The 20,721-nt window shown below is 65.2% G+C and carries 20 protein-coding genes and 1 tRNA gene; 9 read left to right on the top strand and 12 right to left on the bottom strand.

Translation table 11 applies throughout. The features are described from left to right. The first annotated feature begins 18 nt into the window (after window positions 1-18). A complete protein-coding gene (locus FHS02_RS23630) occupies window positions 19-936 on the top strand; it encodes a TraB/GumN family protein (protein ID WP_137317592.1) in 918 nt (305 codons plus the stop codon). 123 nt (window positions 937-1,059) lie between these two features. Here FHS02_RS23630 and FHS02_RS23625 read toward each other — a convergent pair. Next, window positions 1,060-1,134, bottom strand: a tRNA-Thr gene (locus FHS02_RS23625). Window positions 1,135-1,197: 63 nt separating this feature from the next. Further along, a complete protein-coding gene (gene argB, locus FHS02_RS23620; protein WP_137315502.1) occupies window positions 1,198-2,124 on the bottom strand; it encodes an acetylglutamate kinase in 927 nt (308 codons plus the stop codon). Between the two features lie 164 nt (window positions 2,125-2,288). Between argB and FHS02_RS23615 the strand changes: the two genes are divergently transcribed. Beyond that, window positions 2,289-2,540 carry a cysteine-rich CWC family protein gene (locus tag FHS02_RS23615; RefSeq protein ID WP_137315503.1) on the top strand — a complete coding sequence of 84 codons (252 nt, stop codon included), beginning with the start codon at window positions 2,289-2,291 and terminating at the stop codon, window positions 2,538-2,540. 23 nt (window positions 2,541-2,563) lie between these two features. Here the strand turns inward: FHS02_RS23615 and FHS02_RS23610 are convergent, their stop codons facing one another. Next, the gene (locus FHS02_RS23610) at window positions 2,564-3,613 is read right to left on the bottom strand and encodes an extracellular catalytic domain type 1 short-chain-length polyhydroxyalkanoate depolymerase (protein ID WP_175424881.1); all 1,050 of its coding nucleotides are present in this window, start codon (window positions 3,611-3,613) and stop codon (window positions 2,564-2,566) included. 244 nt (window positions 3,614-3,857) lie between these two features. Here FHS02_RS23610 and FHS02_RS23605 point away from each other — a divergent pair, with 244 nt between their 5' ends. From FHS02_RS23605 to FHS02_RS23595, 3 genes are all read left to right on the top strand, one after another. Continuing rightward, window positions 3,858-4,061: a DUF1289 domain-containing protein gene (locus FHS02_RS23605; protein ID WP_137315505.1), complete on the top strand. Its 204-nt coding sequence runs from the start codon at window positions 3,858-3,860 to the stop codon at window positions 4,059-4,061. Window positions 4,062-4,088: 27 nt separating this feature from the next. After that, window positions 4,089-4,997: an MBL fold metallo-hydrolase gene (locus tag FHS02_RS23600; protein ID WP_137315506.1), complete on the top strand. Its 909-nt coding sequence runs from the start codon at window positions 4,089-4,091 to the stop codon at window positions 4,995-4,997. Window positions 4,998-5,155: 158 nt separating this feature from the next. Further along, a complete protein-coding gene (locus FHS02_RS23595) occupies window positions 5,156-6,109 on the top strand; it encodes an NAD(P)H-dependent flavin oxidoreductase (protein WP_137315507.1) in 954 nt (317 codons plus the stop codon). A gap of 699 nt (window positions 6,110-6,808) precedes the next feature. On the opposite strand, the gene FHS02_RS23590 is transcribed toward FHS02_RS23595, so the two are convergent. From FHS02_RS23590 to FHS02_RS23550, 9 genes are all read right to left on the bottom strand, one after another. Next, the gene (locus tag FHS02_RS23590) at window positions 6,809-7,507 is read right to left on the bottom strand and encodes a hydrolase (RefSeq protein WP_137315508.1); all 699 of its coding nucleotides are present in this window, start codon (window positions 7,505-7,507) and stop codon (window positions 6,809-6,811) included. 103 nt (window positions 7,508-7,610) lie between these two features. Then, window positions 7,611-8,183, bottom strand: coding sequence for a hypoxanthine-guanine phosphoribosyltransferase (locus tag FHS02_RS23585; RefSeq protein WP_137315509.1), 573 nt, complete (start codon window positions 8,181-8,183; stop codon window positions 7,611-7,613). Window positions 8,184-8,328: 145 nt separating this feature from the next. Continuing rightward, window positions 8,329-9,585, bottom strand: a complete 1,257-nt coding sequence (locus FHS02_RS23580) for a phenylacetate--CoA ligase family protein (RefSeq protein ID WP_137315510.1) — start codon at window positions 9,583-9,585, stop codon at window positions 8,329-8,331. A 93-nt stretch (window positions 9,586-9,678) separates the two neighbouring features. Continuing rightward, on the bottom strand, window positions 9,679-10,479 hold the full coding sequence (locus FHS02_RS23575; protein WP_137315511.1) for an ABC transporter ATP-binding protein: 801 nt from the start codon (window positions 10,477-10,479) through the stop codon (window positions 9,679-9,681). After that, on the bottom strand, window positions 10,476-11,771 hold the full coding sequence (locus FHS02_RS23570) for an ABC transporter substrate-binding protein (protein WP_137315512.1): 1,296 nt from the start codon (window positions 11,769-11,771) through the stop codon (window positions 10,476-10,478). The genes FHS02_RS23575 and FHS02_RS23570 overlap by 4 nt, the downstream gene beginning before the upstream one ends. A 22-nt stretch (window positions 11,772-11,793) precedes the next feature. Continuing rightward, on the bottom strand, window positions 11,794-12,852 hold the full coding sequence (locus tag FHS02_RS23565) for a branched-chain amino acid ABC transporter permease (RefSeq protein ID WP_137315513.1): 1,059 nt from the start codon (window positions 12,850-12,852) through the stop codon (window positions 11,794-11,796). Window position 12,853: 1 nt separating this feature from the next. Continuing rightward, window positions 12,854-13,750, bottom strand: a complete 897-nt coding sequence (locus tag FHS02_RS23560) for a branched-chain amino acid ABC transporter permease (RefSeq protein ID WP_175425000.1) — start codon at window positions 13,748-13,750, stop codon at window positions 12,854-12,856. Then, entirely contained in the window at window positions 13,746-14,603 is an 858-nt protein-coding gene (locus tag FHS02_RS23555; protein WP_229422292.1) for an ABC transporter ATP-binding protein, read from the bottom strand. Before FHS02_RS23555 ends, FHS02_RS23560 begins: the two co-directional genes overlap by 5 nt. Before the next feature lie 14 nt (window positions 14,604-14,617). Then, a complete protein-coding gene (locus tag FHS02_RS23550; RefSeq protein WP_371861486.1) occupies window positions 14,618-16,564 on the bottom strand; it encodes an AMP-dependent synthetase/ligase in 1,947 nt (648 codons plus the stop codon). 168 nt (window positions 16,565-16,732) lie between these two features. Here FHS02_RS23550 and FHS02_RS23545 point away from each other — a divergent pair, with 168 nt between their 5' ends. The 4 genes from FHS02_RS23545 (at window position 16,733) to FHS02_RS23530 (ending at window position 20,720) form a co-directional block, all read left to right on the top strand. Next, window positions 16,733-17,443 (top strand): Crp/Fnr family transcriptional regulator, encoded by a 711-nt coding sequence (locus tag FHS02_RS23545; RefSeq protein ID WP_137315517.1) that lies wholly within the window; start codon window positions 16,733-16,735, stop codon window positions 17,441-17,443. Between the two features lie 121 nt (window positions 17,444-17,564). Next, window positions 17,565-18,584: an alpha/beta fold hydrolase gene (locus FHS02_RS23540; protein ID WP_137315518.1), complete on the top strand. Its 1,020-nt coding sequence runs from the start codon at window positions 17,565-17,567 to the stop codon at window positions 18,582-18,584. A gap of 61 nt (window positions 18,585-18,645) precedes the next feature. Next, the gene (locus FHS02_RS23535) at window positions 18,646-20,460 is read left to right on the top strand and encodes an aminopeptidase P family protein (protein ID WP_137315519.1); all 1,815 of its coding nucleotides are present in this window, start codon (window positions 18,646-18,648) and stop codon (window positions 20,458-20,460) included. Next, window positions 20,457-20,720 carry a hypothetical protein gene (locus FHS02_RS23530; protein ID WP_137315520.1) on the top strand — a complete coding sequence of 88 codons (264 nt, stop codon included), beginning with the start codon at window positions 20,457-20,459 and terminating at the stop codon, window positions 20,718-20,720. Before FHS02_RS23535 ends, FHS02_RS23530 begins: the two co-directional genes overlap by 4 nt. The last annotated feature ends 1 nt before the right edge of the window (window position 20,721 follow it).

The following is a 20,721-nucleotide window of genomic DNA, read 5'->3' as shown; positions in this document are numbered from 1 at the left end:
CGACGCCAGATTATAGTGATGTTTTGTTGCCTGTTCGTGTTTACCGCGGCACTGGCACCACGGGCGATGGCGGCCGACGGCACTCCGAACCGGGGCGCGCTGTTCCGCATCGAGCAGCCGGCGGCGGGCAACGCGGGCAACGCGGGCAACGTCGCGTGGCTGTTCGGCACCATCCACGTGGGGGCGAAAAGCTTTTATCCGCTCGAACCGAAGATCATGGCGGCGCTGGAAAACGCCGCGGTGCTGGCGCTGGAAGTCGATCCGCTCGGCAGCCAGGACGACATTGCCCGCGCCGTGCGCGAGTACGGCATGTACCCGGCCGGCCGGGGGCCCGCATCGGCCGAACTGGCCGCCCCCTACCGGCCGCGCCTGGAGCGCCTGCTGCGCCAGTACGACGTGCCGCCCGCCTCGGTGGCGCCGATGAAGCCGTGGATGCTGGCCAGCCTGCTGACGGTGCGCGAATTCGAACGGCAGGGTTACCAGACCGACCTCGCCGTGGAAATGTGGCTGTCGCACGGGGCCCGGGCCCGCAAGCAGAAAATCGTCGAGCTGGAATCGGTGCAGGCGCAGATGGCGCTGTTCGGCCGCATGACCACGGCGGACCAGGCCCTGTTCCTGCAGGAGACCATCGACGCGATCGACGGCAGCGAGCAGGCCAGCGACGCGCGCGCCATCGCCACCGCGTGGGCCACGGCCGACCAGGCGGCACTGGACCGCATTGCCGAGAAGACCGCCACGGACGACACGTTCTCCGGGCGCTTCGTCAGCCGCGTGCTGCTGGACGGACGTAATCCGCTGCTGGCGGACGGCATCGCGAAATTGCTGGCGCGCGAGAAGCAGAGCGTGGTCGCGATCGGAGTACTGCACCTGGTGGGAAAGAACAGCGTGCCGGAACTGCTGCGGCGGCAGGGCCTGCGGGTCGAGCGGGTGTATTGACAACGGAACGGCGGAAGGACGGCGGAAAACCGGGAGACGGGAAAAACCGTAGGAAGAGTGGTACCTGATGGAGCGTGGTGCTGGAGGAGCGTAGTGCTGGAGGAGCGTAGTGCTGGAGGAGATTGGTGCCCTTTACGTGGATTGAACACGTGGCCTCTCCCTTACCAAGGGAGTGCTCTACCACTGAGCTAAAAGGGCATCTTTACCGCGGATCTTGAAGCGCCACTGCAAAAAACGGGCGGCTTGTACCGCCCGGTTTTTTTAGTGAGACCGGATCATAGTGCCAAATGCCTGTTCGGTCAACACTTCCAGCAGCAGGCTGTGTTCGATGCGGCCATCGATGATGTGCACCGTGTTGACGCCGGACTTGGCGGCATCGAGGGCCGACGAGATCTTCGGCAGCATGCCGCCGGAGATCGTGCCGTCGGCGAACATCTCGTCGATTTCGCGGGCCGACAGGTCGGTGACCAGGTTGCCGTTCTTGTCTTGCACGCCGGCGATATTGGTCATCATGATCAGCTTTTCCGCTTTCAGGATCTCGGCGATCTTGCCGGCCACGACGTCGGCATTGATGTTGTAGGCCTGGCCATCCTGGCCGAAACCGATCGGCGAGATGATGGGGATGAACGCATCGTCCTGCAGCGCCTTGACGACGGCCGGGTTGATCGCGTCGATCTCGCCGACGAAGCCGATGTCCAGGTACTGGCCGGGATTTTCCTTGTCCGGCATGGCCATCTTGCGTGCGCGGATCAGGCCGCCGTCCTTGCCGGTCAGGCCCACGGCCTGGCCGCCGTAGTGGTTGATCAGCATGACGATGTCCTGCTGCACTTCGCCGCCCAGCACCCACTCGACGACTTCCATGGTTTCCTCGTCGGTGATGCGCATGCCCTGCACGAACGTGCCCTGCTTGCCGATCTTCTTCAGCGCATTGTCGATCTGCGGGCCGCCGCCGTGCACCACGACCGGGTTCATGCCGACCAGTTTCAGCAGGATCACGTCGCGCGCGAAGCCATGCTTCAGGCGCTCATCGGTCATCGCGTTGCCGCCGTATTTGATGACGATGGTCTTGCCATGAAAATTGCGGATGTAGGGCAGCGCTTCCGCAAGGATCTGTGCCTTGATCGCCGGGGAAACGGCGGCGAGGTCATCGGCTGGCACATCCAGGTTCAAATTCGACAGTTGGCTCATGGCGGGTCCGGTAAAGAGTGTGGGACGATTTTACAGCGAAGCGCGGTAGGAGACCGCAAGCCACCGGCCAGCTGGCCGGCAACGAAGATTTTGACGCGCATTATAGAGCCAAATCCGCATCAAATAAGTTGTCAAGCCACGAACGATCGATTAGCCTCGGCACGATGAGCACCTGCGAGCGCTGCGGCGCCACCTTTCACTGCGCGATGGTCGATGGGAAGACCCCTGGCGAGACCCCCGGCCAGGCCGGCGGCGATGCAGCGCCGTGCTGGTGCACGCTGCTGCCACCGGCCGTTCCGGTACCCCGGCAGTCAGGCCTGAAGGCCGAGGTCAACGAGAAGCAGGCCGCCACGCCGCCCGTGGGCTGCTGGTGCCCGGACTGCCTGAAGGCGCATATCGCGGCGCTGCGGCGGTAACGCGGCCGGGCTGTCGCGGGCGCTCAGCCGCCCCGCACGGTCGAGAAAAACCGCATCATCTCGCGGCTCGCGTCCGGCCCCCTGCCATCCGTATAGCTGCCGGCCGGGCTGCCGCCGGACCAGGCATGGCCGGCACCATGGATCACCCAGTGCTCGGCCAGCGGCGAGCCGTCGTGCAGCCAGTGCTTGGTGCGCGTGTACGAGTAGCCGTCCGGCACGCGCCCCGCCAGGCGCGATGGCAGCGCCTTGGTGCCCAGCGGGTGGCTGCGCAGGCCCTGTGCCATCAGTTCCTCGCCGTTGGCGGGATGAACGGTCGTATCCTGGTCGCCGTGGAACACGATGATCGGCAGGCCGGCGCTCTTCGTTTCGCGCGCGCTGGCGCCGCGCTTCATCGCCGACAGTGCCGACGGCAGGTCGCGCGCGGCCGCGAACGGCAGGCCCGAATGCACGCCGACGGCGGCAAACAGTTCCGGATACAGGGTGCCGACGATGACGGCCATCGCGCCGCCGGCCGACATGCCGGCGATGTACACCTGGCCCGGCGCGACCGGGTAGGTATCGATGATGTCGCGTGTGATGCCGGCGATGATCGACGGTTCGCCCTGGCCATGCTTCTGGTCGAGCGCATTGAACCAGTTCCAGCAGCGCGAATTGTTCGCATCCGGCGACTGGGCGGGATACACGACGAAGCAGCGCCGCTCCTCGGCCACCGCGTTCATCCGCGTGCCGGCGGCGAAATCGTCGGGATTCTGCGCGCAGCCGTGCAGCATCACCACGAGCGGCAAGGCCTGGCCTTTCCAGCACGAGGGAACGTACAGCTTGTAGGAGCGGCTGCCCGCATCGTTGGCATAGACGCCGCTCATGAAGTGGGCACCCGCGGGAATTTTTACGGCGGCGGGCGACGGGTCGAAGACCGTATCGGGCAGGTCGAAAGCGCCTTGCCTGGATGCGGCCTGCCTGGATTGGGCGGATTGAGCCGATTTGCTGGATGGTGTGAAAGAAGGCAGCGTGAAGGCTGTCTTCGGAAGCTCGGGAAGGTTGCTGCCGAACAGCAGCTTGACCGTCTTTCGCATTTGCTTGAACCAGTGATGACCTTCATTCATGGTGTTCCCCGGAGGCTGGTGGATGCGTGTTGGTACTGAGCAGTCGCACGCTTGACCTCTGGTAGAAAACCGATGAAATCGCGTGCCGCGCCGCGTCTCCTCTGCGCTCCGTGTGGTCCACGGGCCTTTTTTGGACCAGTATAGCCAGATTCGCCAAACCGGGGTGCAAGACTGTATCGGCTAAAATACAGCCTCGCCAGAACGCTGCCGCATTATGAAAACTGCATTGCCGGAACATGCCACGCCTGTCCCATCTCCCTGCGTGAGCCTGTGCAAGATGAACCGGGATACCGGCTTTTGCGAGGGCTGCCTGCGCTCGATCGACGAGATCGTGGCGTGGGGAAAAGCCGACGACGATTACAAGCGCGCCGTATGGGCACAGCTTCGTTTGCGCGAGCAGACGATCGACTTCGACTGAACCCCGCGCCTGCCGCGATCCGAAAAAATGATGACCTTACCCGACTCCATCCGCGTATTCGAACGCGGCTGGCTCTCCGCCAATAACGTGCTGCTGGTCGGCCGCCACGACACGGCGCTGATCGACAGCGGCTACGTGACGCATGCGCCGCAAACGCTCGAGCTGGTGCGCCACGCGCTGCCGGGCCGCCGCCTCGACCGCCTGTTCACCACGCACCTGCATTCCGACCACTGCGGCGGCAACGCGCTGCTGCAGGCGCACTTCGGCTGCGACACGTTCGTGCCGGCCGCCGAGGAAGCGAAGGTGCGCCACTGGGACGAAGACGCGCTGACATTCCGCGCCACCGGCCAGCAGTGCCCGCGCTTCACGATCGACGGCGTGGTGCGGCCCGGCGATGTGCTGGAAGCGGGCGATCTCGAATGGCACGTGCTGGGCGCACCCGGCCACCATGCCCATTCGCTGATCTGGTACTGCCCCGCGGAGAAGATCCTGGTCTCGGCGGACGCGCTGTGGCAGAACGGCTTCGGCGTGATCTTTCCCGAGCTGGAAGGGGAAGAAGGTTTCGCCGAAGCGGGCGCCACGCTGGACCTGATCGCATCGCTGGACGTGCGGCTCGTGATTCCCGGCCATGGCGCGATGTTCGACGATGTGGAAGCTGCGCTGGCGCGGGCGCGGCGGCGGCTCGATTTCCTGTCGTCGAAACCGTCCAACAACGCCGAGTATGCGGTCAAGGTACTGCTGAAGTTCCTGCTGCTGGAACGGCAGCGCATCCCGGTTGCCGGCGTGCAGGCGCTGCTGGCATCGATCCCGCTGGTCGTCGAAACAAACCGGCGGCACCTGCACAAGTCGGAAGAAGAACTTGCCGCCTGGGCCGTCAAGCAGCTGGTCCGGGGCCTGGCCGCGAAAGTCGACGGCGACGACCTGGTCAATGTATAACCAAGGTGTAATCCCCGGTGTAAGCCACGGCGCAACGGATGTGTAGCGTCCATGCCGACGCGGTAGAGCGTTCCGTCTAGAATTCGCACGATCGTACTTTTATAAGTCTATAATCGTTTGATTCGATCCATTTCACCAACCTCAACAGCGAGTCGACCATGGCCCTGCCTCCCGTGCTGCAAAACCTGTCCCTTCCAGTGATCGCATCGCCGATGTTCATTGCCAGCGGTCCCGCGCTGGTGGCGGCGCAGTGCAAGGCCGGCATCGTCGGCTCGTTCCCGGCGCTCAATGCCCGGCCGGCCGAGCTGCTCGACAAGTGGCTGACGGACCTGCAGCAGGAGCTGGCGGAATTCCAGGCGGCCAATCCGGACAAAAAAGTCGGCCCGATCGCCGTCAACCAGATCGTGCACCAGTCGAACGACCGCCTGGCTCACGACGTCGAGGTCTGTGTGAAGCACCAGGTGCCGATCATCATTTCGTCGCTGCGTGCGCCGCCGAAGGAAATGCTGGATGCGATCCATAGCTACGGCGGCATCGTGCTGCACGACGTGGTCTCGATCCGCCACGCCCAGAAGGCGCTGGAAGCGGGTGTCGACGGCCTGATCCTGGTGGCGGCCGGCGCCGGCGGCCATGCGGGCACGCTGTCGCCGTTCGCGCTGGTCGGCGAAGTGCGCAAATTCTTCGACGGTCCGATCGCGCTGTCCGGTTCGATCGCGACCGGCGACGCGATCCTGGCCGCGCAGGCGATGGGCGCCGACTTCGCGTATATCGGCTCGCGCTGGCTGGCCACGCAGGAATCGAACGTGACGGATGCCTACCGCGAAGCGATCGTCGAATCGTCGGCGGCCGACGTCATCTACACGAACCTGTTCACGGGCGTGCACGGCAACTACCTGAAGAAATCGATCGTGGCCGCCGGCCTGGATCCGGAAGCGCTGCCCGAATCGGACAAGACCAAGATGAGCTTCGGCTCCGGTACCGCCAAGGCATGGCGCGACATCTGGGGCGCCGGGCAGGGCGTGGGGTTGATGGAAGACGTGCCGACGACGGCGGAGATGGTGGAGCGGTTGAAGGCGGAGTATGCGGCGGCGCGCAAGCGGCTGGCGCTGTAAATCACGTTTTGTGGTGCTAAAACGGGCGAAGCGGGGGGGCGAGGAGCCTGCTCCTCGCCTGTGAAGCGGGCGATGGCACGCATGCCATCGTACTGTCCAGTCCCCCTGGCGCAGGCTGTCGGGTACTAAACCGGGGACAGTCCCCAAGCAAGCAACACCGGGGGCGAAGCAGGGGTTTCGAGGAGCCTGCTCCTCGCCTGTGAAGCGGGCGATGGCATGCATGCCATCGCACTGTCCAGTCCCCTTGGCGCAGGCTGTTGGGTACTAAACCGGGGACAGTCCCCAAGCAGGCAACACCGGGGACAGTCCCCTCTGCCAATGGCATGCATGCCATCGCACTGTCCAGTCCCCCTGGCGCAGGCTGTCGGGTACTAAACCGGGGACAGTCCCCAAGCAAGCAACACCGGGGACAGTCCCCTCTGCCAATGGCATGCATGCCATCGCACTGTCCAGTCCCCTAGCGCAAGCGGCTGAACCCGGGGACAGTCCCCAAGCAGGCAACACCGGGGACAGTCCCCTCTGCCAATGGCATGCATGCCATTGCACTGCCCAGTCCCCCTAGCGCAGGCTGTCGGGTACTAAACCGGGGACAGTCACCAAGCAATCAACACCGGTGACAGTCCCCTCGCGCGAGCGATTCGGCGGCGCGCAAGCGGGTGGCGCTGTAACAGAAAAAAGGGGGCACTGGCCCCTTTTGCTTTACTTGGCAGCCACCGGCGCCAGCGTTTCGTGCTGGGTGGTGGTGCGCTGCGGCGCCTTGTGCACCATCGTGTAGGCGTAGTCGACGCCCATGCCGTACGCGCCAGAGTGTTCCTTGACGATCTTCATCACGGCATCGTACGAATCGCGGTGCGCCCAGTCGCGCTGCCATTCCAGCAGCACCTGCTGCCAGGTCACCGGCACCACGCCGGCCTGGATCATGCGCTGCATGGCCATGTCGTGCGCTTCCTTCGACGTGCCGCCCGAAGCATCGGACACCATGTAGATTTCGTAGTCGCCTTCCAGCATCGCGCACAGTGCGAACGTGGTGTTGCACACCTCCGTCCACAGGCCGGCCACGATCACTTTCTTGCGGCCGTTCTTCGCCAGTGCGTCGCGCACTTTCTGGTCGTCCCACGAGTTCATCGAGGTACGTTCCAGGATGTCCTGGCCGGGGAACACGTCCAGCAGTTCCGGGTAGGTGTGGCCGGAGAAGCTCAGCGTTTCCACGGTGGTGATGGTGGTCGGGATATTGAACACCTTGGCGGCCTTCGCCAGGCCGACGGTGTTGTTCTTCAGGACCTGGCGGTCGATCGACTGCACGCCGAAGGCCATCTGCGGCTGGTGGTCGATGAAGATGAGCTGGCTGTTCTGCGGGGTCAGGACTTCGAGTTTCGGGTTGTTGGCATTGTTCGTCACGATGGGCACCTTGTGTGGTTGTCAGTGGCGAAAATGGTATGCCAGACAACCCGCGGTGCCCATTGGCCTTAGGTGGGAGTACTTGCCGCCCCGATCAAGGGTGTCAACTCGACAAATCGGCGTTGTTGAGCGCCCACAGGCCGGGCAGGTTGCGCCAGTAGTTGTAGGCATCCATGCCGTAGCCGACTACGAAACGGTTCGGGATCACCAGGCCCACCAGGTCGGGTTTTACCGGCTTGGTCTTGCCGATCGCCTTGTCCGCGAACACGACGATGACGACTTCCTTCGCGCCCATGTCCAGCAGGCGCTGCTTCACGTGGGCCAGCGTTTCGCCTTCGTCGAGGATGTCGTCGACGACGATCACGGTGCGGCCCGCAACGTTCGAGCGGGGCACTACCTTCCACACCACTTCGCCGCCGCGGTCTTCGTCGCCGTAGCGGCTGACGTGGATGTAGTCGAACTCGAGCGGGAAGGTCAGCTGCGGCAGCAGGTTGCCGGTGAAGACGACGGCGCCGCCCATCACGCCGAGCACGAGCGGGAATTCCTCGAGCTGGTTGAAGCGTGCGTTCAGGTCGTCGGCCACCTGGCGCACGGCGTCGGACACCTGCTGGGCGGTAAAGATTTCCTCGGCGTTGTCCAGCAGCGCGCGGGCCCGTTGATGATGAATTTGTTGCATGGCGTGGAAAGTACAGTTGAAAAGTGCGCCAATTATCCGCGATTACGCAGCGGTTGTCCGGGCCCGTTTCAATGGTACTGGCTGTATGAGCACAGTGTATCGGCCGAGCTCGGCTTCATGCGGCTGCGCCTCCCGGCTGCGCATCTCAAGTGTAGTCGCGCCGGTCGTCGATCACCTTGCCGTCGTTGGGCAGGCTGCCGCGCTGCACGAACTGGACTTCGCCACGCAGCTTGGTGACGTCGCGCAGCGTGGCGACGATCGCCGCGCCATCGCCGGCCGTTGCCGGATCGTCCACTTCGCACTGCAGCGTCATCGTTTCATCGGCGATCGTGCCCGTCACCACCAGCCGCGCTTTCGCCACGCCGTGGCGGCGCGCCACATCGTGCACCTGCGCCGGATGCACGAACATGGCGCGCACCTTGGTGGTCTGGTCCGCGCGGCCCAGCCAGCCGCGGATGCGCACGTTGGTGCGGCCGCACGGCGATGGCGCCGCGTCGGCCAGCAGCGCGGACAGATCGCCGGTGGCGAAGCGGACCAGCGGATAGTCCGGGTTGAACACCGTGAGCACCACTTCGCCCACCTCGCCCGGCGCCACGGGGTCGCCGGTGCCGGGCCTGACGATCTCGAGAATCACGTCCTCGTCCAGCACCATGCCCGGATTGAGCGCGCCGCCGGTGCGCGTTTCGTAGGCGATGTTGCCGGCATCGGCCGACGCATAGGCCTGGCATACGTGCGGCACGCCATGCTCGGCGAACCACTTGCGCAGCGAATCGGGCAGCGCCTCGGCCGACACCAGCGCATGCGTCAGGCTCGACACGTCCGTCCCCGTTTCCGAGGCCTTCTCAAGGATGATCTTCAGGAACGACGGCGTGCCGACATAGGTATCCGGCCGCAGCGCCGCCATGGCCTGTACCTGCAGTTCCGTCTGGCCGCTGCCGGCCGGGATCACCGTGCAGCCGATCCGCGCGGCACCACTTTCGACCATGAACGCGGCCGGCGTGAAGTGGTACGAAAAGCAGTTCTGCAGCAGCCCGCCGGCCCGCACGCCGGCCGCGTACATCGGCCTCGCGAAGCGCCACCAGTCGGCGGAGTGGCCTTGCGGATCGAAGATCGGCCCCGGCGACATGCAGATGCGCGACAGCGCGCGCGGCGCGGTGCTCGTCAGCCCGCCAAACGGGCCATCGTGCTGCTGCAGCTCCTTCAGCTGCGACTTGCGCGTGACGGGCAACTGCGCCAGCGCGGCGCGGTGGTCGATGGCGCCGGCGTCCACGCCTTGCAGGATGCGCGCCCAGCCGGAAGCCGACTGTGCCTGTTGCAGCAATGCGGGCAGGCGCCGCATCAGGTCGCGTTCGCGGTCCTGCGGATCGCGGATTTCCAGGTCGTCCAGCGTGCCGGGATTCATGGGGCGCCTTCCGCAATTTGCTTTTGCAGCTTCTTCGCGCCGGGCAGGGCGGCGCACGGTTTTTTCGCCTTTGCGATATTCAACACAGCCACCTCACGAAAGCCAGCGCTTGCGCCGTTTGTAGAATTTCTGGTCGCGGAAGTTCTTGCGGCCCGCGCCGGATACGCCCAGGTAGAATTCCTTCACGTCTTCGTTGGCCGCCAGTTCCGCGGCGGCACCTTCCATCACCACCCGGCCGTTCTCGAGGATGTAGCCGAAGTCCGCGTAGCGCAGCGCCACCATCGTGTTCTGTTCGGCCAGCAGGAACGACACGTTCTCGCGCGTGTTGAGATCCTTGACGATGCCGAAGATCTCCTCGACGATCTGCGGCGCAATGCCCATCGACGGCTCGTCCAGCAGGATCATCGTCGGCTTGGCCATCAGCGCGCGGCCGATCGCGCACATCTGCTGTTCGCCGCCGGACGTATAGCCGGCCTGGCTGGTGCGCCGCTCCTTGAGCCGCGGAAAATAGTGGTAGACGCGCTCCAGCGCTTCGCGCAACTGGGCGCGCGACTGCCTGCACGTGTACGCGCCGGTCAGCAGGTTTTCCTCGATCGTCAGATGGCCGAAGCAGTGGCGGCCTTCCATCACCTGCGCCAGGCCGCGCGTCACCAGCGCGTTCGGCGTCAGCTGGTCCACGCGCTCGCCGTTGAAGCGCACCTCGCCTTTCGTCACGTCGCCCCGTTCGCCGCGCAGCAGCGTGGAGATCGTCTTCAGCGTGGTCGATTTGCCGGCGCCGTTGGCGCCCAGCAGCGCCACGATGGCACCTTGCGGCACTTCCAGCGACACGCCTTTCAGCACCAGAATCACGTGGTCGTAGATCACCTCGATATTGTTGACCGACAGCGTGCTCATGGCATGCAGGCCGGCTTGATGTTCTTCTCCGCCGCGTACTTGCCGGACGATTCGTCGATCAGCTTCTTCACCAGCGCGCGGTCGCCCACGATCCAGTTCGGCGTGATGGCATTCCACTTCCTGCCGTCCCACTGCTGCACCTTCACGGCGCCGGAACCTTCATGGTCCTCGCAGCTCGTCTTCACGGTGGGGAACATGTTTGCCGCGCCCACCGCCTTCTGCCGCGCCGCGTCGATGTTCAGGTGTTCCAGACCCCAGCGCATCTGCTCGCCGGTGACGGGTTTACCCTTGCCGAATTTCTCCTGCGCGGTGCGCATCGCCTCGACGAACAGGATGCCGGCCGTGACGCCGCGCATGTGGTACACGGAACCGATGCGCGCCTGGTCGGACAGGTTGCCCTTGCCGGTCTTGTACAGTTTCGCGCGGATCTCGTCGAGTACCGGGTAATTGCCCGGCGTATTGAACGACATCGCCGTGTATCCCTTGGCCGCGTCGCCGGACGGCACGGTGTCCTCTTCGGAGCCGGCCCACCATACGCCGAGGATTTTTTCACGCGGGAAGCCGTTGCGCTGCGCGGTCTTGATCGCCACCGAATTCATCACGCCCCAGCCCCACAGGATCACGTGATCGGGCCGCGCCTGGCGGATCTGCAGCCACTGCGCCTGCTGCTCGCTGCCCGGCGGCGCCACCGGGACCTTCACCAGTTCGAACCCCTGCTGCTTCGCCAGCGCTTCCAGCACGGGCAGCGGTTCCTTGCCGAACGCGGAATCGTGATACAGGTGCACGATCTTCTTGCCCTTCAGCGAACCGCCGTTCTTGTCCGCCAGGTATTTCACCATCGCGGCGGCCTGGCTCCAGTAGCTGGAAATGAGCGGGAACACATAGGGAAAGACCTTGCCGTTGGCCGCATCCGAGCGGCCGTAGCCCAGCATCGTCATCGGGATCTTGTCCTGCGGGATGCGGTCGAGGATGCCGTAGGCGATGCTGGTCGACAGCGGTTCCACGAGCGTGGCGCCGCCGCGCTGGGTTTTCAGCCGCTCATAGCACTCCACGCCGCGCGACGGGTTGTATTCGGTCTCGCACTCCTGCCACGCGATCTTGACGCCGTTGACGCCGCCGGCCGCGTTGACGAGCGAAAAATAGTCGATGATGCCGCCATAGAAGCCGGAGCCTCCCGACGCATACGGGCCCACGCGGTACGACGGCAGGGCGACGAACTGTTCCTGCGCGAAGGCGGGAGCAATGGCGCCGGCAACGAGGGTGCCGATAACGATGGAACGCAACAGCTTCATGATGGTCTCCTTTGGAATATTTTTAATGGGGGAATGGCCACAGGCGCAGCTTTTCCTTGCCGATCTGCCACAGGCGCGCCAGGCCGTGCGGTTCCACGATCAGGAAGAAGATGATCAGCGCGCCGAACACCATCAGTTCCAGGTTCGATGCCACGCTGGTGGGCAGCGCGAGGCCGTGCGCGGCGATGTTCAGGAACACCGGCAGCAGCACGATGAACGCCGCGCCCAGGAAGGAACCGAGGATCGAACCCACGCCGCCGATGATGATCATGAACAGGATGCGGAACGACAGGTCCAGGCTGTACGCTTCCGGCTCCACCGTGCCCAGGTAGGCGAATGCATACAGCGCGCCGGCCACGCCGCAATAAAACGAGCTGACGGCGAAGGCCAGCAGTTTCGTGCGCATCGGGCGAATGCCGATCACCTCGGCGGCCATGTCCATGTCCCGCACCGCCATCCACGAGCGGCCCACGTTCGAGCGCACCAGGTTTTTCGCCAGCAGCGCCATCAGTGCCACCACCAGCAGGACCAGCACGTACTTGCGCTGCGGCGTATCGAAGGCGTAGCCCATGATCTCGATGCGCTGGGCGGTGATCACGCCGGAAGCGCTGCCGCCGGTCAGCCATGAAATCTTGGTCAGGCACCAGATCACGAAGAATTGGGTGGCCAGCGTGGCCGCGGCCAGGTAGAAGCCGCGGATGCGCAGCGACGGCAGGCCGAATGCGATGCCGACGAGGGCCGCGCACAGGCCGCCCAGCACGAAGGCGAGCAGCATCGGGATGCCGGGAATGCGCGCGACGAAATTCCACGACGCGAACGCGCCGACCGCCATGAAGGCGGCGGTGCCCAGCGATAGCTGGCCGGCATAGCCGGTGAGGATGTTCAGGCCCAGCGCGGCCAGCGCGAAGATCAGGAACGGGATCAGGATGGCCGACAGCAGATAGGGCGAAGCAAGGAGCGGCACCGCCAGCACGGCGACGGCCAGCGTGGCGATCAGCGCGATGCGGTCCTGCCGGATCGGCAGCAACTGGCCGTCGGCTTCGTAGGTGGTGCGGAATTGCCCGGCTTCGCGATAGAACATGTCAGATCCTCCGGATGATCTTTTCGCCGAACAGCCCTTCCGGGCGGACCAGCAGGAACAGCAGCGCCAGCACGTAGGGGAACCAGCCTTCGATGCCGCCGCCGACCAGCGGCCCGATATAGACCTCGGCCAGCTTCTCGGAGGCACCGATGATCAGGCCGCCGACGATGGCGCCGGGCACCGACGTGAAGCCGCCCAGGATCAGCACCGGCAGGGCTTTCAGGGCGATGAACGTCAGCGCGAACTGCACGCCGTTCCGCGCGCCCCACAACAGGCCCGCCACGAGGGCCACCACGCCGGCCACCGCCCACAGGATGGCCCAGATGCGCTGCAGCGGGATGCCGACGGCCTGCGCGGCCTGGTGGTCGTCCGCCACGGCCCGCAGCGCGCGGCCGACCCTGGTCTTCGCGAACAGCAGCGCCAGCACGGCAACCATCACGCCGCAGATGATGGCGGCGATCACGTCGAACTGCGACACCACGATGTTGAAGCGGTCCAGCAGCGACTGCATCGGCACATCCTCGATCGGCAGCGGCAACTGGTGTACCTGCGAACCCCACAGCAGCTGCGCCAGGCCTTCGAGGAAAAAAGCCAGGCCGATGGTGGCCATGAACAGCGTGATTTCCGGCTGGTTCACCAGCGGGCGCAGCACCACGCGCTCGATGGCGATGCCCAGGACGATCATCGCCACCACGGTGCAGGGAATCGCCAGCCACAGCGACATGCCGAACTTGTCCATCATGCCCACGCACGTCAGCGCCGCGAAGAACACCATGGCGCCCTGGGCAAAATTGAACACGCCGGAAGCCTTGTAGATCAGCACGAAGCCGATCGCCACCAGCGCATACATCACGCCCGACAGCAGGCCGCCGATCAGGACTTCGAAGAAGAAATTAATGTCCATGGCCGCCGCTTTCCACGCCATTCGCCTCGCCATCCGCCACGCCGCCAAGATAGGCCCTGATCACTTCCGGATTGCTGCGCACCTCGTCCGGCGTGCCGTCGCCGATCTTCCTGCCGTAGTCGAGCACGACGACCCGGTCCGAGATATCCATCACCACCCCCATGTCGTGCTCGATCAGCACGATGGTCGTGCCGAACTGGTCGTTGACGTCGAGGATGAAGCGGCACATGTCCTGCTTTTCCTCCACGTTCATGCCGGCCATCGGTTCGTCCAGCAGCAGGATTTCCGGTTCGGCGGCCAGCGCCCTGGCCAGTTCGACCCGCTTCTGCAGGCCGTACGGCAGCCGGCCCACGGGCGTCTTGCGGATGTGCTGGATCTCGAGGAAGTCGATGATTTCCTCGGCCTTGCGGCGGTGGGCGATTTCCTCGCGCCGCGCCGGGCCCCAGTACAGCGCCTGCAGCAGGAAATTCGACTTCATCTTGAGGTTACGGCCGGTCATCACGTTGTCCAGCACCGTCATGCCCTTGAACAGCGCGATGTTCTGGAACGTGCGCGCGATGCCGGACCTGGCCGCAGCATGGCAGTCCATGTTGCGCCGGTGCTGGCCGCGCAGCACGATCTCGCCCTGCTGCGGGCGGTACACGCCGTTGATCACGTTCAGCATCGAGCTCTTGCCGGCGCCGTTCGGGCCGATGATGGCGCGGATCTCGTGTTCGCGCACGTCGAAGGAGATGCCGGTCAGCGCCTTCACGCCGCCGAACGACAGCGAGATGTCGCGCAGGTCGAGGATCACGGGACCGGCCTGCCTTCGCGCGCCGAACAGCGTATCGGGTTCGTTCATCAGCATGGTGGCTTCTCCCATCACGCCGCGCGCCGCACGGGCGGCAGTACGCGGCTGTCGGCAATGCGCAGGTCGGCCGCCACGATGCCGCTGCGGCCATCCTCGAACTTCACCTGCGTCTCGATGTATTGCGACGCGCGGCCCGCATACAGCGCATCGACCAGCACGCGGTATTTTTCGGCGACGAACTTGCGGCGCACCTTGCGGGTGCGGGTCAGTTCGTCGTCGTCCGGGTCGAGCTCCTTGTGCAGCACGAGGAAGCGGTGGATCTGCGTGGCGCTCATCGCCGCATCGCCGGCCAGGTCGGCATTCACCTTTTCCACGCATTCGGCCATGAGCTCATATACCTGCGGGTGGGCTGCCAGGTCGGTGTAGCCGGAGTAGGCGAAGTTGCGCCGCTCGGCCCAGTTGCCCACCGCGTCCATGTCGATGTTCAGGAACGCGCACACGGTATCGTGCCCATTGCCGAACGCGACCGCTTCCTTGATGAACGGGAAGAACTTCAGCTTGTTCTCGATGTAGTTCGGCGCGAAGATCGCCCCGCCGTTCAGGCGGCCCACGTCCGCCGCGCGGTCGATGATCTTCAGGTGGCCGTCGGCGTCGAAGATGCCGGCATCGCCCGTGTGGAACCAGCCTTGCGGATCGATCGCTTCCGCGGTGGCGTCGGGCCGCTTGTAGTAGCCGCTCATCAGCGTGGGCGACTTCACCAGCACTTCGCCGTTGTCGGCCAGCTTCACGTCCACGCCCGGCGCCGCCATGCCGACGCTGTCGAACTTGATCTGGCCGTCGGGCTGCAGGCAGATATAGGCGCAGGTTTCTGTGGAACCGTAGAACTGCTTCAGGTTGATGCCGATCGAGCGGTAGAAGCGGAACAGGTCGGGTCCGATGGCGGCGCCCGCCGTGTAGGCGACGCGCACCCGCGACAGGCCGAGCACGTTCTTCAGCGGTCCGTACACGAGCAGGTCGCCGAGCGCGTAGTGCAGCCGGTCCGCCGCCGGGACCGGGCGGCCGTCGAGGATGTCGGCGCCCACGCGGCGTGCCACGTCCATGAAGTGATGGAACATCCGGCGCTTCGGCGCCCCCGCATCCTCCATGCGGATCATTACCTGCGTCAGCATGTTCTCGAAGATGCGCGGCGGCGCGAAATAATAGCTGGGGCCGATTTCGCGCAGGTCGGTCGTCACCGTTTCCGACGATTCCGGGCAGTTCACGGTAAAGCCCGCCACGAGCGCCTGGGCAAACGAAAACAGGCAGTCGCCCACCCACGCCATCGGCAGGTAGGACAGCACGTTCTCGTCGTCCGTCAGCCGTTCGAAGCCGGTACCGCCGGTGCCGGCGGCGATCAGTGCCGCATGGGTCTGGCAAACGCCTTTCGGCTTGCCGGTGGTGCCGGAGGTGTACAGGATCACCGCGTTGTCCAGGCCGCTCCCCGCCTGCAGCGCGGTATCGAAGGCGCCCGGGTTGGCCTGGTCCCACGCGCGGCCCGCTTCCTGCAGGCGGGCGTAGGAAACCAGTTCGTTCTGGCGGTAGTGGCGCATGCCGCGCTCGTCGTCGTAGGCGATGTGCTCGATGCCGGCATAGTCGGCCTGCAGTTCGAGCAGCTTGTCGACCTGTTCCTGGTCTTCCACGACCGCGTAGCGGATCTCGGCGTTCTCCAGCACATAGGCCATGTCCGCCGCCGGCGCATCCTGGTACAGCGGCACGGCCACGCCGCCCAGGCATTGCGCGGCCAGCATCGCCCAGTACAGGCGCGGCCGGTTGTCGCCGATGACGGCCAGGTGCATGCCGCGCGTGAAACCGAGCGCGGCAAGGCCGCAGGCCAGCGCGCGCACTTCATCGCTTGCCTGGGCCCACGTCCAGGCCTGCCAGATGCCCAGGTGCTTTTCCCGGTACGCGCACTTGTGCGGCCGGGTCCGCGCGTGTTCGAGCAGCAGGCGGGGGAAGGTCTCCGGTATTGCGTCCATCAGTGTCTCCCATTCTGATTCGGGGTTCGAGACGCGCTTTTTATGCAATGATATTAACTGCGATGCCTGCCCGCGGTTGTCGTTTCAAAGACAATTGCCCGGACTTTCGATGGTGCAATGCAATATGATCAAAGCGTGGATCACTGCATCCATCACAGCGTAGATGACAGCATGGATGACAGCGTGGACGACAAGGTACCCAGCCTGAAAGAAGCATTGCGCGGCGCGTTGTGGGCGCAGGCGCTGACGCCCGAGCAGATGGCACGCGTGGAAGACACCACGTTCGAGGTGTTCGTGCCGAAAGGCGGCTTCGTCTGCCGCAAGGGGGAAGTCGTCGACAACTGGATCGGTATCGTTGCCGGCATGGTCAAGATGAACAACTTTTCGCCGTCCGGCAAGAGTGTCACGTTTACCGGCGTACCGCCCGGCGGCTGGTTCGGCGAAGGCTCGCTGCTGAAGGACGAGCACCGCAAATACGATGCGATGGCGCTGCGCGACAGCCGCATCGCCCGCATGCCGGCCGCTACCTTCCACTGGCTGCTGGAAACCAGCCTGCCGTTTACACGCTTCCTCCTGATGCAGCTGAACGAACGGCTGGGCCAGTTCATCGGCATGGTCGAGCACGAGCGGCTGCTCGATCCGGATACCCGCGTGGCCCGCTGCCTGGCCTCGCTGTTCAATACCCACCTGTATCCCGGCAGCCAGCGGCTGGTGCAAATCTCGCAGGAAGAAGTCGGGCTGCTGTCCGGCGCGTCGCGCCAGCGCGCCAACCAGGCCCTGCAGGTGCTCGAGCGGGAAGGATTGTTGCGCGTGGATTACGGCGGCATCCGCATACTCGACCTGGATGGCTTGAGAAGCTTCGAAGCCCAGGCGCTGCCTTAGCACTGTCGCGCTGTTGTCCAGCTGTGTTGTAAACGATTCGCCTTCTGTGTTAGTGCCTTAACAAATGGCAGCGCTGTCCTGCTTTAGCCTGTCCCGGACACGGTGAATCCAGGAGCATTTCATGTTACAGCTGAGCAGAAAACAAACGGCATGGGCAGCGGCGGCGGTCGGTGCGCTGGCCGCTTCCTACATGGTGGTTCGCAGCAAGACAAAACAGGCCGAGGTGGAAAATCCGCCGACCGGCCAGTTCGTTACCGTCGATGGCGTGAAGCTGCATTACCTGCAGCGTGGCGCCGGCCCCGTTGTCGTGCTATTGCACGGCAATGGCGCGACGTCGCTAGACTTCGAACTGTCCGGCCTGATCGACATGCTGGCGCGCGACCATACGGTGATCGCCTTCGACCGCCCCGGCTTCGGCTACAGCGACCGGCCGCGCAGCACAGTCTGGACGCCACCGGAGCAGGCCGCTCTGCTGGCCAGGGCACTGGCGGAGTTGCACGTCGACAAGGCCATCGTGGTGGGCCATTCGTGGGGGACGCTGGTCTCGCTGGCAATGGCGATGGACCATCCGGACCTCGTCAACGGCCTCGTGCTGATGGCTGGCTATTACTATCCGAACCCGCGTGCCGACGTGGTACTGATGTCCGGCCCGGCGATCCCGTTGGTGGGCGACGTGATGCGCTTCACGGTGTCGCCACTCGTGTCGCGCCTGCTGTGGCCGGGGTTCGTCAAGAAAGTGTTCAGTCCACGCCCGGTGGCGGACAGTTTCAGGCGCTGGCCCAAGTGGCTGTCGCTGCGGCCTTCGCAGCTGCGTGCGGCCAGCGCGGAATCGGTATTGATGATTCCCGCCGCCGCGAACCTGCGGCACCGCTATGCCGAGATCACGCTGCCCGTGACCATCTTCACCGGTACCGGCGACAAGGTCGTCGATCCAGGCCACAACGCCGAACGCCTGCACCGCGAACTGCTGCAAAGCCAGCTGCACACGGTGCAGGATGCCGGCCACATGCTGCACTACGTGGCGCAGGACGAGATCGTGCGTGCCGTACGCGACATTGCCGAGGGCCGTCCGCGCATGGACTTCCAGCACACCACGCATCACCTCGAAGGGGACAACAGCCAGCCGAGGGTGCTGCACTGATGAGCGGCTGCGCGGTATCATTCGGGCACGTGTCCTTACTCGTGTGCCACCGATACCCACCATGTCCCTTACCGCAGCCAACATCTTCGCCGACCGCCTGGCAGCATTGCGCCAGGCCATGCGCCGCCATGGCGTCGACGCCGTCATCGTGCCGTCGTCCGATCCGCACCTGTCCGAATACCTGCCGCCGCGCTGGAAAGGGCGCGAGTGGCTGTCCGGCTTCACGGGGTCGGTCGGCACGTTCATCGCCACCCAGGACTTCGCCGGCGTGTGGACCGACGGCCGGTACTGGACGCAGGCCGAAACGGAACTGGCCGGCAGCGGCATTGCGCTGATGAAGATCGCGTCGGGCGCCAGCACGGAATACGTGGCCTGGCTGGCGGCCACGCTGCAGGCCGGGCAGGCGGTCGCTGTCGACGGCACCGTGCTGGGCCTGGCCATCGCCCGGCTGCTGCAGGGTGCGCTCGATGCGAAAGGCGTCACGCTGCGCGCCGATATCGACCTGCTCGACGACGTGTGGAACGACCGTCCCGGCTTGCCGCACGATCCCGTGTACGAGCACGCGCCGCCGTATGCCGCCACGCCGCGCACCGAAAAGCTCGCCGCGCTGCACGCCGCGATGCGCGAGCAGGGCGCCGACCGCCACCTGATCTCCACGCTGGACGATATCGCGTACCTGTTCAACCTGCGCGGATCGGATGTGAACTTCAACCCGGTTTTCGTCGCGCATGCGCTGGTCGGGCTGGACCACGCCACGCTGTTCGTGGACCAGGGCAAGGTAAAGCCGTCGCTGGCGGCCAAGCTCACGGCCGACGGCATCACCGTCGCGCCTTATGAGCGCGCCGCCGCCGCGCTGGCCGAACTGCCGCCGGGTGCCGTGCTGCTGCTCGATCCGCGCCGCATCACGCACGGTACGCGGCAGGCGGTGGCCGCTCATGTGAAGGTGGTGGAAGCGATCAATCCGACCACGTTCGCCAAGTCGCGCAAGACCGAAGCGGAAGCCGTGCACGTACGCGCCACGATGGAGCAGGACGGCGCGGCGCTGTGCGAATTCTTTGCCTGGCTCGAGGAGGCACTGGCGCGCCGCCACGAGAAGTCGCTGGACGAGGTCGACATCGACCGCCACATCACTGCCGCCCGCGCGCGCCGGCCGGGCTTCGTCAGCCCCAGCTTCGGCACGATTGCCGGGTTCCAGGCCAACGGCGCGATCATGCATTACCGCGCCACCGAAGAACACTGCGCCGTCATCGATGGCGATGGCCTGCTGCTGATCGATTCCGGCGGCCAGTACATCGGCGGCACCACCGACATCACGCGCGTGGTGCCGGTGGGCGACATCACCGCCGAACACCGGCGCGACTTCACGCTGGTGCTGAAGGGCATGATGGCGCTGTCCGCCACGCGCTTCCCGCGCGGTACGAAGGCACCACTGCTCGACGCGATCGCCCGTGCGCCGATCTGGTCGGCCGGCATCGACTTCGGTCACGGCACCGGCCATGGCGTGGGCTTTTTCCTCAACGTGCACGAAGGGCCGCACGCGATCACGCCGTCGCTGATGCCCGAGCCGCACACGGCGATGGAGCCGGGCATGATCACATCGATCGAACCGGGCATCTACCGGCCCGGCAAGTGGGGCATCCGCATCGAGAATCTGGTGCTGAACCGGGCCGACGGCACGACGGAGTTCGGCGAATTCCTGCGCTTCGAGACGCTGACGCTGTGCCCGATCGACACGCGCTGCATCGACCGCGCCCTGCTGCGCGACGACGAGATCGCGTGGCTGAACGATTACCACGCCACCGTGCGCGAACGCCTGGGCCCGCTGGTCGACGGCGCCGCGCTGGCATGGCTCAACGAAAGGACCCAACCATTATGAGCAGCCGTTCCACCCGGGCGTCGAACGCGATCGACCGGCTCAAGCAGCGCAGCGGCAACCCGGGCTGGTCGATGTCGATCACCGGCAGCGGCCACTTCTTTCTCACCGAGGGGCCGGGCAAGCCACCGCTGTGCCCACCGATGGAGCTCGACGAGTTCGTGGCCTTCGTCAATGCGCAGGGGCCGCAGGTGGCGAAGCGCATCAGCAAGAACGATGTCGAATTCGAGAAGCAGCTGACGAAGAAGCCGCCGAAAGCATGAC

This window comes from Pseudoduganella umbonata, assembly GCF_014192225.1.
GTDB lineage: Bacteria > Pseudomonadota > Gammaproteobacteria > Burkholderiales > Burkholderiaceae_D > Rugamonas > Rugamonas umbonata.
The sequence above is the reverse complement of the archived record's forward strand: the minus strand, read 5'-3'. Positions and strand labels throughout refer to the sequence as shown.

Bases quoted from the DNA above. Each gene is read 5' to 3' on its own strand.
- FHS02_RS23610 (WP_175424881.1), bottom strand. From the start codon at position 3,613: ATGCGAAAGACGGTCAAGCTGCTGTTCGGCAGCAACCTTCCCGAGCTT.
- FHS02_RS23545 (WP_137315517.1), top strand. From the start codon at position 16,733: ATGGATGACAGCGTGGACGACAAGGTACCCAGCCTGAAAGAAGCATTG.
- FHS02_RS23540 (WP_137315518.1), top strand. From the start codon at position 17,565: ATGTTACAGCTGAGCAGAAAACAAACGGCATGGGCAGCGGCGGCGGTC.
- FHS02_RS23615 (WP_137315503.1), top strand. From the start codon at position 2,289: ATGAGCACCTGCGAGCGCTGCGGCGCCACCTTTCACTGCGCGATGGTC.
- FHS02_RS23605 (WP_137315505.1), top strand. From the start codon at position 3,858: ATGAAAACTGCATTGCCGGAACATGCCACGCCTGTCCCATCTCCCTGC.
- FHS02_RS23600 (WP_137315506.1), top strand. From the start codon at position 4,089: ATGATGACCTTACCCGACTCCATCCGCGTATTCGAACGCGGCTGGCTC.
- FHS02_RS23535 (WP_137315519.1), top strand. From the start codon at position 18,646: ATGTCCCTTACCGCAGCCAACATCTTCGCCGACCGCCTGGCAGCATTG.
- FHS02_RS23595 (WP_137315507.1), top strand. From the start codon at position 5,156: ATGGCCCTGCCTCCCGTGCTGCAAAACCTGTCCCTTCCAGTGATCGCA.
- FHS02_RS23585 (WP_137315509.1), bottom strand. From the start codon at position 8,183: ATGCAACAAATTCATCATCAACGGGCCCGCGCGCTGCTGGACAACGCC.
- FHS02_RS23630 (WP_137317592.1), top strand. From the start codon at position 19: ATGTTTTGTTGCCTGTTCGTGTTTACCGCGGCACTGGCACCACGGGCG.
- FHS02_RS23565 (WP_137315513.1), bottom strand. From the start codon at position 12,852: ATGTTCTATCGCGAAGCCGGGCAATTCCGCACCACCTACGAAGCCGAC.
- FHS02_RS23530 (WP_137315520.1), top strand. From the start codon at position 20,457: ATGAGCAGCCGTTCCACCCGGGCGTCGAACGCGATCGACCGGCTCAAG.
- FHS02_RS23570 (WP_137315512.1), bottom strand. From the start codon at position 11,771: ATGAAGCTGTTGCGTTCCATCGTTATCGGCACCCTCGTTGCCGGCGCC.
- FHS02_RS23575 (WP_137315511.1), bottom strand. From the start codon at position 10,479: ATGAGCACGCTGTCGGTCAACAATATCGAGGTGATCTACGACCACGTG.
- FHS02_RS23555 (WP_229422292.1), bottom strand. From the start codon at position 14,603: ATGCTGATGAACGAACCCGATACGCTGTTCGGCGCGCGAAGGCAGGCC.
- FHS02_RS23580 (WP_137315510.1), bottom strand. From the start codon at position 9,585: ATGAATCCCGGCACGCTGGACGACCTGGAAATCCGCGATCCGCAGGAC.
- argB (WP_137315502.1), bottom strand. From the start codon at position 2,124: ATGAGCCAACTGTCGAATTTGAACCTGGATGTGCCAGCCGATGACCTC.